Below are 12,941 nucleotides of genomic sequence, written 5' to 3'. Positions count from 1 at the left end.
ATGGATCGGGTCGATCGCAAAATCCTGGCGCAGCTGCAGAGCGACGCCGACATCCCCGGGCCGGAGCTTGCCAAGTCGGTCGGCATTTCGAACACGCCCTGCTGGCGAAGGGTTCAGAAGCTGGAGGAAGAGAAGGTCATCCGCCGGCGGGTCGCCCTGCTCGACGCGGCGAAAATCAACGCCGCCGTCACCGTCTTCGTGTCCATCCGGGTCAAGGCGCATTCGCCGGAATGGCTGCGCCGGTTTTCCGAGGTGGTGACAAGCTTTGCCGAAGTGGTCGAGTTCTACCGCATGAGCGGCGACGTCGACTATCTGATGCGGGTCGTGGTGCCCGACGTCGCAGGATATGACGCGTTCTACAAGCGGCTGGTGGCGAAGATCGAGATCGGTGACGTCAGCTCGCGCTTTGCCATGCAGGAGCTGAAGTTCACGACCGAGCTTCCCTTATCCTATCTGCCGATCAACAACCCCAAGGCGGCGCGCGGAAGCTAGCCGCGACTGGACGCGACATTGTGACGTTCGGCGGCGCCACCGGCGCAATGACGGCCTTGCCTGGGGGTAAGGAAGGAGCGAGACGCTGCCTGCGCTTTCACATGAGCCTCAGGGCCGGTCACTCTCGAAGTGCCGCTCAAGGAAGGGGAGATTGTCCTGACCCCAATAGGTTTCCCCGTCATAGATGAATGTCGGGAAACCAAAGACGCCGCTGTTGCGGGCGCGTTCGCGGTCACGGCTCCACTTCTTCTGGACATCGTCGTCGCCCTGGCGCTTGAGAAGTGCCTCGCCGTCGAAACCGGCTCGGGTGACGACCTCGGCCCGCGCCTCGGGTTTGCCGTTATCACGTGCGTCCGCCCAATAGGCGGTCTGCAACGCGCGAGTGACACCCACCCAATCCTTGCCGTCGAGATAGGCTGCGATCACCAGAAAGGAGGCGGGCGTCGGATCACCGAGTTCCGGGCGCTTGTCGAGCCAGATTTCCTTGCCGCGCACCTTCGCCCAGCGTTTCAGGTCCCTGATCCAGTAGGCCCGGCGGATTTCCGGCCGGTTGCGCGAGAAGATGCCGCCGTTTTCCTCGATCACGGTGGTCAGGAAAGGCTCTATCTCCACCTGGTGCCGCTTGGCGAGATCGACGAAGGCATCGAGGCCGATATAGGACCAGGGAGAACCGATGGAGAAGAAATATTCGAGGGACTTCGTCATTGCTAATATCCTGATTCCAAAGATCTCACGTCACCGGCGCGCGGCGATAATGGCTGAAGCGCGGCAGGGCGCCAACCGAGTTCGGGACCGATCAGCGTCACGAAGTCGTGTAGAATCTGGCGGTAATCCTCGTCGATGAATTCATAGGGAAGCTCCAGACGGAATTCCTCGACATGAGGCAGGATCGGATCCGCGTATAGCGTCTCCAGGATTTCGTCAGCCGTTCCGACGAGGTCACGGGCAAACAGGGTGCGGCGCTCGCCCTGCGGCGTGAGCGTCCGTTCGTGACGGCCGGCGGCATAGGCAGCGTAGCGCTTGCGCGTTGCCAGGCTGGCACTGTCGAAGGGGACGATGACCCTTCCGAGCGCCACCCGGCGCCCGGCCCCACCGGAATTTCTGTAGCGCTCGAGCTGGCGTCCCTGGGCGACAAAGAACTCGTCTGTCTCCTCGCCCGTCGTCACGTTGCCGATCAGGAGATTGAAGCCGTTCTGTCCGGCCCAGGCTGCGGAGCGCAGGGACCCTCCTCCATACCAGATGCGGTCGATCAGGCCCTTGGCATGGGGATTGAGCCGCGGACGCTGCGGGCCGAAGGGCGTCTTGATCCGCGTCTCCTCGTCGCCGAGATAGTGCCCCTTCAGATTGTCGGCAAACCTGATAACGCGGGCATGCGAGAAGTCATGGCTCTCCCAGTCGCCATCAAAAGCGAGCGGCCCGATCAGATCGGCATGGAGCGGCCGTCCCGCGCTCAGCCCGACATTGAGCCGACCTCGGGAGAGCACATCGACGGTCGAGAGATCCTCGGCCAACCGATACGGGCTTTCGTAGCCGATCGGAATGACCGCCGTCCCGAGCTCGATCCTCTCGGTCCGCTGGGTGGCGGCCGCCAGAAAGGCAGTTGCCGAGGAAATACCCGGTTCCAGATGCCGCTGCCTGACCCAGGCACTGTTGAAGCCAAGCGCTTCGCCATGTTTCAGGAGCTGGAGCGTTTCTTCGAGCCCGCGATGGGGATCGTCTTCGGGATAGTTTCCGGGCGTCAGGAACCCGACATGTTTGATCGCAATGGAATTGCTGGTCATCTCTGGAACTCAGAATTTCGGCAGGCCGGGTGGATTCGTCTCCGAAGCAGGCAAGGCTTCCTCCGACAGATGCCAATGATCGAGGATTTTGGCGTAGGTGCCGTCCTTGATCAGGCCGTTGGTGGCGATCGTCAGCGTGTCGGCAATGCCGCTGCCCTTGCGCGTCGTGATCGCGACGTCGGAGCGATCGGGCCAGCCGGCGCTCAGCGTTCCCACGCGCTTGATGTTCTTGTCGCGGGCGGCGATGAAGACGAGCTGCGCATGCGGCTGAACAATGACGTCGGCTCGTCCTGATTGCAGCGCCAGCAGGCTCGCTGCCTCGTCGTCGAAATATTGAAGCTCGATCGGTTTCAGGCCGGCGGCAACGTCCTCATCGCTCCACTTCAGCAGGATCCGCTCCTGGTTGGTCCCAGCACCGACGATGATGCGCAGACCCGCCGCATCCTTCGGTTCCTTGATGGAGGCGATCGCGCTGTCACCCTTCACGAAGAAGCCATGCAGGCCTTTGCGATAGGTCGAGAAGTCGAACTTCTGCTTGCGCTCTTCGGTGACCCCGACATTGGAGATGACGGCGTCATACTTGCCCGAGACGAGACCAAGAGGCCAGTCGATCCAGGCGACCGGCACGATCTCCAGCTCCAGCCCGAGGCTTTCGGCAATCGCATTGGCATATTCGGGATCGGCGCCGACGACCGTCTTCGCGTCGGTGGCATAGGTTGCAAGCGGTGGTCCGCCCGGGCTGATCGCAACGGTAAACTTGCCCGGCGTGACGAAGGCAAAGCTCTTCGGAATCGAGGCGATCGCCGCTTCATTCTTCACCGCATGGACACGAGCGGGTTGCTCGGGGCTCAGATCGAATTCGTCGCCGGCATGCGCAGTGCCGGAGGCAGCCAGCATCATCGCACTCAAGCACAGCGCTTGGCGCCAGGTAGCAAAAGACATCATTTTAAATCTCCTGAAATGAACGGTGCGGGCCGGCTCGCGTCCCTCGCGCCGGCCCGCACGGCCAGCCTTAGGAACCGCTCTTCGGCAGTCCCGGCGGGTTGGTCTTCGATTCCGCCGTCGCCTCTGATGTCAGGTTCCAGCGCTTCAGCACTTCGCCATACTTGCCATTCTTGATGAGGTCGTTGAGAGCGAGAGTGACCGCGTCGGCAAGTCCGGCGCCCTTCTTGGTCGTGACTGCGATCTCGGCCGCAATCGGCCAGCCGCCGCTGACGGTGCCGACGAGCTTGGTGGAGCCCTTGATCGAGGAGCTGTAGGCGAGCGTGGCATTCGGATTGAATTCGACATCGGCACGGCCGGACTGGATCGCCAGATCGGCCGCGGCCCGGTCATCGTAATATTGCACCTCGATCGGCTTCAGACCGGCGGCGACATTCTCGCGGTCCCATTCGAGGATGATCTTTTCCTGATTGGTACCGGCGCCCGTGATGACCTTCAGCCCGGCTACGTCCTTCGGCTCCTTGATCGCGGTGATCTCGCTGTCGGCCTTCACGTAGAAGCCGAGCACGTCATTGCGGTAGGTGGAGAAATCGAACTTCTCCTTGCGCTCCTCCGTCACGGTGACGTTGGAAATGACGGCATCGTACTTGCCGGAGGAGACACCGAGCGGCCAGTCTTCCCAGGCGACCGGAACGAGATCGAGCTCGAGGCCGAAAGAGTCGGCGAGCAGCTGCGCGATCTCGGGATCGGTACCGACGACGGTCTTCGCATCCGTTGCGTAGGTCGCGACGGGCGGATCCCAGGGGTTGATGGCGACCGTGAACTTGCCCTTCTGGACGAACTTGAAGGACGGAGAGATTGCCTTGATCGCCGCTTCATCCTTCTCGGCGCGGATCCGGTTCGAGGTATCCGGGCTCAAGTTGAATTTCTCGGCAGCCTGCGCGGAGCCGATCCCTATGGTTGCCACCGCTACGGCGCTGGCGAGCAGCTGGATTGCGCTATTTCTGAATGTCATTGCCCTACTCCATTTCTTCTTTAAATTGTGGCTGCTGGCATGCGATCCGGACGCCCGTCGCGGCCGGAATTTCGTTTTCTGCGGAAAGTTCAGAGCACCTTGGCGAGAAACTCTCTGGTGCGGGAATGTTCGGCCCGGGTGAAGATCTTCGATGGCGGGCCGGACTCCAGGATCTTGCCGCCGTCCATGAAGACAACGGTATCGGCGATCTCGCGGGCGAAGCCGATCTCGTGGGTGACGACGACAAGCGTCGTTCCTGTCCGCGCGAGTTCCTTGATGACATCGAGCACCTCGCCGACGAGCTCGGGATCGAGCGCCGATGTCGGTTCGTCGAACAGGAGAACCTTGGGACGGAGGGCCAGCGCCCGGGCAATTGCCACGCGCTGCTGCTGGCCGCCCGAAAGCTGGCGGGGATAGGCATTGATCTTGTCGCCGAGCCCGACCCTGGCGAGCAACTCCTGCGCCAGCTGGACCGCTTCCTCGCGTTTTGCGCCGCGCACCTGGATAGGTGCCTCGATCAGATTTTCGAGCACGGTCAGATGCGGAAAGAGATTGAAGCTCTGGAACACCATGCCGATATCGGCGCGCCGCTTCAGGATTTCGTTCTCCTTGAGCTCATAGAGCAGATTGCCCTTCTGCTCGTAGCCGACGAGCTCGCCATCGACGGCGATGAAACCGGCGTCCACGCGCTCCAAATGATTGATCGAGCGCAGCAGCGTCGACTTGCCGGAACCCGAGGGGCCGAGAATGGCGGTCACGCTACCGGCAGGCAGATTGAGATCGATGCCATCGAGCACCTTCAGCGAGCCAAAGCTTTTCGAAATTCCCTGGATGCTGATGGCGCCACCGGCGCGCAGAACCGCGGCATCGGCAAATCCCCTATGGTCGACCGCGGTTTCAGGCGCAACCTCAGCCGCGGCAGGCTGGCGGGTAAAGCGTGCGAAGAAGGCCTGGAACGGCAAGGGCTTCGGATTGCGCAGGGCGCCCTTGGAATAATGCCGCTCGATATAGTGCTGCGCGATCGACAGCACGGTCATGATGGCGAGATACCAGGCGGTTGCGACCATCAGCAGCGGAATGACTTCCAGATTGCGGCGATAGATGACCTGCACGGTGTAGAAGAGCTCCGGCAGGGCCAGAACGTAGACCATCGAGGTCGCCTTCGCGAGACCGATCACCTCGTTGAACCCGGTCGGCAGGATCGAGCGCATGGCCTGCGGCAGGATGATGCGGAATGCCTGGCGGCGATGCGAGAGGCCGAGCGAGGCGGCCGCCTCAAGCTGCCCCTGGTCCACGGAGAGGATACCGCCGCGAACGATCTCGGCGAAGAAGGCCGACTGATTGAGCGTCAGACCAAGAAAGGCTGCCGCGAACGGCGTCAGAAGCTGCGTCGTCGGATAGCTCGCAAAGACCGTATCGGTGAAGGGGATGCCGATCGTGATCGTTTCATAGAGATAGCCGAGATTGTTGAGAACGAGCAGCAGCACGATGACCGGGATCGAGCGGAGCAGCCAGATATAGCCCCAGGAGAGACCCGACAGCAGCGGTGAGCGGGAAACACGGGCGAGTGCCAGCGCAGTTCCGAGGATCGAGCCGGAGACGGTGGCGAGTGCTGTCAGAAGCAGGGTTCGCCCAAGGCCGGCCAGCACCGGCTCCGCGAAGAACCACTCGGCAAACACATTCCAGCCCCAGCGCGGGTTCGTGGACGTCGAATAGATGATGCTCGCAATGACCACGGCGGCAAAGATCGTGCCCACAAGGCGCGCCGGGTGGCGTGCAGGAACAATCTTGTAGCGCGTGAAATCGGAGGTCTCCGCCGCTCTGTGCTCGTGTTTTGCGATAGCCGCAAATTCGCTGGTCAGCGCCATGTCCCTGTTCCTTCCCAAATCAAAGATTGGCGACCGCTCGAAGCGGCGTTGCGTCGATATCTGCCGCCGGCGCGAAAGCACCGGCCGCGATTGTCTTTTCGAACGGCAGCGTCTTGTAGAATTCGGGATCGACATTGATGTCGAAGAGCGCGGTGTAACCGTTGCTCAGATAGAGGCCGACGGCCTCCGGCTGCCGGAACCCCGTCGTCAGATAGACGCGCTGATAGCCCTGGCGGGCCGCCTGCGCCTCAAGCTCGACGAGAACCTTTCGCGCCAGTCCCTGACGTCGCAGGTCGGAGCGGGTCCAGATGCGCTTGAACTCGGCGGTCCGCTCGTCATAGCGCTTGAAGGCACCACCGCCGATCGTCACGCCATCGCGGATCAACAAAACGAAGTTGCCGTCCGGCGCGGCGAAGGCTTCGGGGGGATAGCGGTTGAGCTCGGCTGCCGCGCCCTTCTCATCGAAATAGCTGCCGTAACGGCTATCATATTCATGAATGAGTTCGTCGATCAGCGGCTTTGCCTGCGGATCAAGCGGTGATGTGTAGAGAAACGTATCGCTCATGTCGTCGTTACCCGTTGTCTTCGGAGAGAAAGGTTTCGGCGAGCTGCACCCAGTAACGGGCCGCAGGCGCTATGATGGCGTCATTGAAATCGTAGTGAGCGCTGTGCAGCGGCGCGCTGTCGCCGTTGCCGACGAAGAGATAGCTTCCCGGCGTCTCCTGCAGCATGAAGGCGAAGTCTTCACTTGCCGTCCGCGGGCGGAAATCGTCCTCGGTGACGCTGCGATCGAACGCCCTGATCGCTACATTTCTCGCAAATGCCGTTTCGTCGACATGGTTGATCAGGGCCGGGAAACCGCGCCGGTAGTCGACCTCGGCCACCGCGCCGAAGCTTTCGGCCTGTGCGCGGGCCAACGCCGGAATGCGGGTCTCAAGCCTTTCGCGAACGCTCTCGTCATAGGCCCGCATGGTGAGCTTCAGCTCGACGCTTTCGGGGATGACATTCGAGGCGGACCCGCCGTGGATCGAGCCCACGGTGACAACGGCCATCTCCTGCGGATCGACATTGCGGGAGACGACGCTCTGCAGCGCGGTGATGAATGAGGCGGATGCCAGCACCGGATCGACACCGCGATGCGGCTCGGCACCATGGCCGCCCTTGCCGACGATCCTGATCACCGCCTGGTCGACCGAGGCCATGGCCGCATTCGCGACGAAGCCGAAATGCCCGGAGGGCACGCCGGGCCAATTGTGGAGCCCGAAGACTGCATCGACGGGAAAGCGGTCGAACAGCCCTTCAGCGATCATCTTGCGCGCACCGGCCCCGATCTCCTCCGCCGGCTGGAAGATCAGCCGAAGCGTGCCGTCGAAGCGCCCGCTCTCGGCGAGATAGCGCGCCGCCGCAAGCAGGATGGTCGTGTGCCCGTCATGCCCGCAGGCATGCATGACGCCGGGATTGCTGCTAGAATAGGCAAGGCCCGTCGCCTCCTCGATCGGCAGCGCATCCATGTCGGCGCGAATGGCGACCTTCTTGTTGCCGTTTCCCTTCGTCAAGGTCGCGACGATGCCGGTGCCGGCGATGCCATGCTCGACCTGATAGCCCCACGAGGCAAGACGCGAGGCGATGAGCTTGCTGGTGCGATGCTCGCGAAACGCAAGCTCCGGATATTGGTGAAGATCGTGGCGCAGAGCGATGAATTCGTCGAGGAATGAGGCAATCCCCTGCTCGACGCGGTCATGGCCTGGGGGTGTTTGAACTCTTGCGTTCATCGGGCATCCCCAGCGCTCAGGCGCTGGCGGCCTTTCGCTGGTCGGAATCGTCGGCGCGTTCGGCGTAGCGGCTGGTGCGGAAGGGCAGCCCCAGATGATCGCGAAGCGTTTCGCCTTTCAGCTTGGGATCGAAATAGCCGCGACGCTGCAGGATGGGCAGAACGTGATGCGCGAAGTCGTCGAAGCCTTCGGCGATCACCGGGAAACCGAGAATGAAGCCGTCGGCAGCTTCGCCATCGACCCAGCGGATGATCTCGTCCGCGATATGATCGGCCGTGCCGATAAACGCCGTGCGCGGCGTGGCTGCATCGAGCGCAACCTCGCGCAAGGTCAGCCCCTTCTCGCGCGCCGTCTTCTTGATCCGGTCGGTCGTGGCGCGGAAATTGTTGCGGCCGATATCGCCGAGTTCGGGAAATTGCTCGTCCAGCGGATAGACGCTGAAATCATGGTGATCGAAGAAGCGGCCGAGATAGCGCAAGGCCTCTTCGATGGTAACGAGGCCGCGGATGGCCTGATACTTGGCTTCCGCCTCCTCCACCGTCGCACCCACGATCGGGCCGATGCCGGGATAGACGCCGATCTCTCTGGCGCTGCGCCCCTGGGCGACCGCGCTCTGCTTGAGTTGCTTGTAGAAGGTCTTCGCATCCTCGACCGGACCGCCATTGGTGAAGACGGCGTCGGCATGCTTGCCGGCGAGCTTGATGCCGGAATCCGAGGCGCCCGCCTGGAAGACGACCGGCTGGCCCTGTTTCGAGCGGCGGATATTGAGCGGCCCTTCGATCCGGAAGAACCGCCCCTTGTGATCGAGCCGGTGCATCTTATCGAAGTCGGCATATCGCCCGCTGTCGCGATCCCGGATGAAGGCGTCGTCATCCCAGGAATCCCAAAGGCCCTTGGCCGCGTCGATATATTCCTCAGCGATCTCGTATCGCAGCTCATGTTCGGGATGTTCGCGCCCGTAATTGCGCCCGGATGCCTCCAGAGGCGAGGTGACGGCGTTCCAGCCGGCGCGGCCGCCGCTGATCAGGTCGAGCGACGCGAACTGCCGGGCGATGGTGAAGGGGTCGCTGTAGGAAGTCGATACCGTGCCCACCAGACCGATCTTCGATGTCGAGGCGGCCAGCGCCGAGAGGATCGTCAGCGGCTCGAAGCGGTTGAGAAAATGGGGAATCGATTGCTCGTTGATGTAGAGGCCGTCGGCAACGAACGCGAAGGCTATGCCGACATCCTCGGCCTTGCGGGCGGTATCGACGAAGAACTGGAGGTTGGTCGAGGCGTCCGCCGGACCGCTCGGATGCTTCCAGGCGTTCATGTGGCCGCCCGGGCCCTGCAGCATGATGCCGAAAGTGACGTGTTTCTGAGCCATGATCTGTCTCCGGAGTGGGAATTAGGCAGCGAGTGAAAGGCGTTCTTTTGCCAGCAGCTCGATGGAGGCGAGGCGCTCGCCCGGCGTCAGGGCCGGCGTGTCGAGCACGAATTCCTGGACGCCGTAGCGCGCGTGGAGGTCGTCGAGCGCATCCCGCACCTGACGTGCGGTGCCGTGGAGAACGCTCGGGGTCCTTTCCTCGGTGCGGTAGTCGGCAACACCGGCCTGCCGGGCATATTCGGCCGCCTGCTCTTCATTGCCGACATTCACCGTCTGGCCGTTCGGCAGGAACACCTTGACGATGCGCAGATCGCCGACGCGGGTTCTCGCCTGCTCCGCGTTTTCGGCGGCGAAAGCTGCAAGCGCCAGGATCGGAACATCGCCGCCGCTCGCCTGCGCATAGGCATCGAAGGTCTTGCGGAGATTTTCGGGATCGCCATTCAGGTGTCCGGCAAAGACCAGCCGCCACCCCTTCTCCGCGGCAAGCAGAGCGCTGTCGACGCTGGCACCGAGCAGGAAGCGCTCGGGCTTGACCGGCGGGATAGGCGTTGCGACCGCCTGGTCGTCGCGCGCATCGAACGAAAGGTAGTCATTCAGCTCGGAAAGCTGTTCGGCAAAGCTCTGCTTCAGCGCAGGATCGACCGCGACCTGCAAGGCGCGCGTCGAATAGGGAAAGCCGCCCGGCGCCTTGCCGACGCCGAGATCGACCCTGCCCGGCGCAAGCGACGACAGGACGTTGAAAGTCTCGGCGACCTTGTAGGTGCTATAGTGCTGCAGCATCACCCCGCCCGAGCCGATACGGATCGAGCGCGTACGCGCCAGAAGATAGGAGATCAGCACCTCCGGTGCGGAACTTGCGAGGTTAGTCATGCTATGATGTTCGGCGACCCAGAAGCGGTGGTAACCGAGCTCCTCCGCCGCAATGGCGAGCTTGACCGCCGCAGCAAGCGCTTCCGTCGCGCTCACGCCCGCTTCGATCGGGGCCTTGTCGAGCAAGCTGAGAAGATAGGTCATCACGGTACCTCGCCATATTTCTATATTGTCTATAAAATCAGTAGACAAATGGCACGGTAAGGAACCGCTTTCTCTTTGGAGTTGAACGAGGGGAAAAAACCACCGTGCTGCGGGGGTGGGATGACGATACCGTTCAGCAGGGCGAACCGCTGCCTGCGAATGTCAGGTCTCGACCGGTCATCGAGATGTGGGCGGCATGGATCGACCGAAGTCCGGGCCGGTCACGCGCGAATCTCTGCTCGACACATGAGCGGACGGCGATGTCGTTTCTGACGAAGCCATTGACAGATCAGTTGAGCCGTGCGTTTCGGGAGGAGTGAGGGTGCGGTTTATCTCTAGCCCGGAAACGCAAGAACGCGCCGGATGGCGGGCTGTGATGTGTCGGGGATCGTTGGTTGCGGGGGCAGGATTTGAACCTGCGGCCTTCAGGTTATGAGCCTGACGAGCTACCGGGCTGCTCCACCCCGCGCCAGCGCAAAACCCTTTGGGTTTTGTCGCGATAGCGTAAAGCGCCGAAGACGTTTTACGCTTACTGCCGGAGCAACTCCAAAGGAGTTGTCTCCTGTAAGGGACGCACCATTATAGATCCGGTGCATCGCTATTTCAGTCTGCATATAGGGCTCGAAAGCAAAAAGGCCGCTTTGCGAGCGGCCCTTTGATCGGCCAGGGGCCGTAATTTCGTTCAGAGAAGATTTATGTTGCGTTTAGCAGACCTGGCAGCGACCGACTCTCCCGCGTCTTAAGACGAAGTACCATAGGCGCTGGGGCGTTTCACGGCCGTGTTCGGAATGGGAACGGGTGCAGCCACCCCGCCATGACCACCAGGTCAGCGAAGCGCAACAATTGAGAAGCTGGCGCAGCCGCTAGGCTGCATTTTTTGAACACGTCTTCGGTGCAACAAACCGGACGAACACTGCGTGTTCGCCGCGCCCGTCGCAAAGGCTTTCGCCTTCGCTCTGTCGGGACAACCGCTTTGCGGTTGCCCTGAGATGAGCACAAGCAATGAGAACGATCAAGCCAATCGAGCTATTAGTACCGGTAAGCTTCATGCGTTGCCGCACTTCCACACCCGGCCTATCAACGTGGTCGTCTTCCACGGCTCTGATAGGGAACACTCGTTTTCAGGTGGGTTTCCCGCTTAGATGCCTTCAGCGGTTATCCCGTCCATATATAGCTACCCTGCTATGCCCTTGGCAGGACAACAGGTCCACCAGAGATATGTCCATCCCGGTCCTCTCGTACTAGGGACAGATCCTGTCAATATTCCTACACCCACGGCAGATAGGGACCGAACTGTCTCACGACGTTCTGAACCCAGCTCACGTACCGCTTTAATTGGCGAACAGCCAAACCCTTGGGACCTGCTCCAGCCCCAGGATGCGATGAGCCGACATCGAGGTGCCAAACAACCCCGTCGATATGGACTCTTGGGGGTCATCAGCCTGTTATCCCCGGCGTACCTTTTATCCGTTGAGCGATGGCCCTTCCACGCGGGACCACCGGATCACTATGACCGACTTTCGTCTCTGCTCGACTTGTCAGTCTCGCAGTCAGGCGGGCTTATGCCATTGCACTCGACGACCGATTTCCGACCGGTCTGAGCCCACCATCGCGCGCCTCCGTTACTCTTTCGGAGGCGACCGCCCCAGTCAAACTACCCACCATACACTGTCCCGGATCCGGATAACGGACCGCGGTTAGACATCCATGACGATAAGGGTGGTATTTCAAGGATGGCTCCACGGAAACTGGCGTCCCCGCTTCAAAGCCTACCACCTATCCTACACATGCCGACACGAATGCCAGTGTAAAGCTATAGTAAAGGTGCACGGGGTCTTTCCGTCTGACCGCAGGAACCCCGCATCTTCACGGGGAATTCAATTTCACTGAGTCTATGTTGGAGACAGCGGGGAAGTCGTTACGCCATTCGTGCAGGTCGGAACTTACCCGACAAGGAATTTCGCTACCTTAGGACCGTTATAGTTACGGCCGCCGTTTACTGGGGCTTCGATTCAAAGCTTGCACCTCTCCTCTTAACCTTCCAGCACCGGGCAGGCGTCAGACCCTATACGTCGTCTTGCGACTTCGCAGAGCCCTGTGTTTTTGATAAACAGTCGCTACCCCCTGGTCTGTGCCACCCCATCTCACTTGCGTAAAATGGGGTCACGCTTCTTCCGAAGTTACGCGTGCAATTTGCCGAGTTCCTTCAACATAGTTCTCTCAAGCGCCTTGGTATACTCTACCTGACCACCTGTGTCGGTTTCGGGTACGGTCTATACGGTGGAGCTATTTCCTGGAACCGCTTCCCTGCCCACTCAATCCAATAAGAATGAACAAGTTACGCAATCCGTCACTACCACCAGGCCCACGAATATTAACGTGGTTCCCATCGACTACGCGTGTCCGCCTCGTCTTAGGGGCCGGCTAACCCTGCTCAGATTAACTTTAAGCAGGAACCCTTGGTCTTTCGGCGAGAGGGTCTCTCACCCTCTTTATCGTTACTCATGTCAACATTCGCACTTCCGATACCTCCAGGATGTCTCACGACTGTCCCTTCACAGGCTTACGGAACGCTCCGCTACCACTTGCATTGCTGCAAATCCTCAGCTTCGGTGCATGGCTTCAGCCCCGTTACATTTTCGGCGCAAAGACCCTTATTTAGACCAGTGAGCTGTTACGCTTTCTTTAAAT

10 protein-coding genes, 1 tRNA gene and 2 rRNA genes (1 of these 13 only partly in view) are annotated in these 12,941 nt (G+C 61.0%); 1 reads left to right on the top strand and 12 read right to left on the bottom strand.

Going from position 1 to position 12,941, the window contains the following annotated elements:
* The gene (locus ACEN84_RS26500) at positions 1-492 is read left to right on the top strand and encodes an Lrp/AsnC family transcriptional regulator (RefSeq protein ID WP_413712257.1); all 492 of its coding nucleotides are present in this window, start codon (positions 1-3) and stop codon (positions 490-492) included.
* A gap of 108 nt (positions 493-600) precedes the next feature.
* Here ACEN84_RS26500 and ACEN84_RS26495 read toward each other — a convergent pair whose 3' ends face one another.
* From ACEN84_RS26495 to ACEN84_RS26440, 12 genes are all read right to left on the bottom strand, one after another.
* The gene (locus ACEN84_RS26495) at positions 601-1,197 is read right to left on the bottom strand and encodes a 2-hydroxychromene-2-carboxylate isomerase (protein WP_413712256.1); all 597 of its coding nucleotides are present in this window, start codon (positions 1,195-1,197) and stop codon (positions 601-603) included.
* 2 nt (positions 1,198-1,199) lie between these two features.
* Positions 1,200-2,273, bottom strand: a complete 1,074-nt coding sequence (locus tag ACEN84_RS26490) for an LLM class flavin-dependent oxidoreductase (RefSeq protein WP_413712255.1) — start codon at positions 2,271-2,273, stop codon at positions 1,200-1,202.
* A gap of 9 nt (positions 2,274-2,282) precedes the next feature.
* Entirely contained in the window at positions 2,283-3,173 is an 891-nt protein-coding gene (locus ACEN84_RS26485) for an ABC transporter substrate-binding protein (protein ID WP_413712496.1), read from the bottom strand.
* 112 nt (positions 3,174-3,285) lie between these two features.
* Positions 3,286-4,230: an ABC transporter substrate-binding protein gene (locus ACEN84_RS26480; protein ID WP_112711302.1), complete on the bottom strand. Its 945-nt coding sequence runs from the start codon at positions 4,228-4,230 to the stop codon at positions 3,286-3,288.
* Between the two features lie 89 nt (positions 4,231-4,319).
* Positions 4,320-6,098: an amino acid ABC transporter permease/ATP-binding protein gene (locus ACEN84_RS26475; protein ID WP_413712254.1), complete on the bottom strand. Its 1,779-nt coding sequence runs from the start codon at positions 6,096-6,098 to the stop codon at positions 4,320-4,322.
* Between the two features lie 19 nt (positions 6,099-6,117).
* The gene (locus ACEN84_RS26470) at positions 6,118-6,663 is read right to left on the bottom strand and encodes a GNAT family N-acetyltransferase (protein ID WP_112711304.1); all 546 of its coding nucleotides are present in this window, start codon (positions 6,661-6,663) and stop codon (positions 6,118-6,120) included.
* A gap of 7 nt (positions 6,664-6,670) precedes the next feature.
* Positions 6,671-7,870: a M20 aminoacylase family protein gene (locus ACEN84_RS26465; protein ID WP_413712253.1), complete on the bottom strand. Its 1,200-nt coding sequence runs from the start codon at positions 7,868-7,870 to the stop codon at positions 6,671-6,673.
* A 16-nt stretch (positions 7,871-7,886) separates the two neighbouring features.
* Positions 7,887-9,236 (bottom strand): LLM class flavin-dependent oxidoreductase, encoded by a 1,350-nt coding sequence (locus tag ACEN84_RS26460; RefSeq protein WP_413712252.1) that lies wholly within the window; start codon positions 9,234-9,236, stop codon positions 7,887-7,889.
* A 21-nt stretch (positions 9,237-9,257) separates the two neighbouring features.
* Positions 9,258-10,250 carry an MsnO8 family LLM class oxidoreductase gene (locus ACEN84_RS26455; protein ID WP_413712251.1) on the bottom strand — a complete coding sequence of 331 codons (993 nt, stop codon included), beginning with the start codon at positions 10,248-10,250 and terminating at the stop codon, positions 9,258-9,260.
* A 392-nt stretch (positions 10,251-10,642) separates the two neighbouring features.
* A tRNA-Met gene (locus ACEN84_RS26450) sits at positions 10,643-10,719 on the bottom strand.
* Between the two features lie 242 nt (positions 10,720-10,961).
* Positions 10,962-11,076: ribosomal RNA gene (gene rrf / locus ACEN84_RS26445) — 5S ribosomal RNA — on the bottom strand.
* A 182-nt stretch (positions 11,077-11,258) separates the two neighbouring features.
* A 23S ribosomal RNA gene (locus tag ACEN84_RS26440) occupies positions 11,259-12,941 on the bottom strand (it continues 1,116 nt past the right edge of the window).

It is taken from the genome of Rhizobium sp. Rhizsp82 (genome assembly GCF_047325115.1).
Taxonomy (GTDB): domain Bacteria; phylum Pseudomonadota; class Alphaproteobacteria; order Rhizobiales; family Rhizobiaceae; genus Rhizobium.
This window is presented reverse-complemented; position numbering and strand designations above follow the sequence as displayed.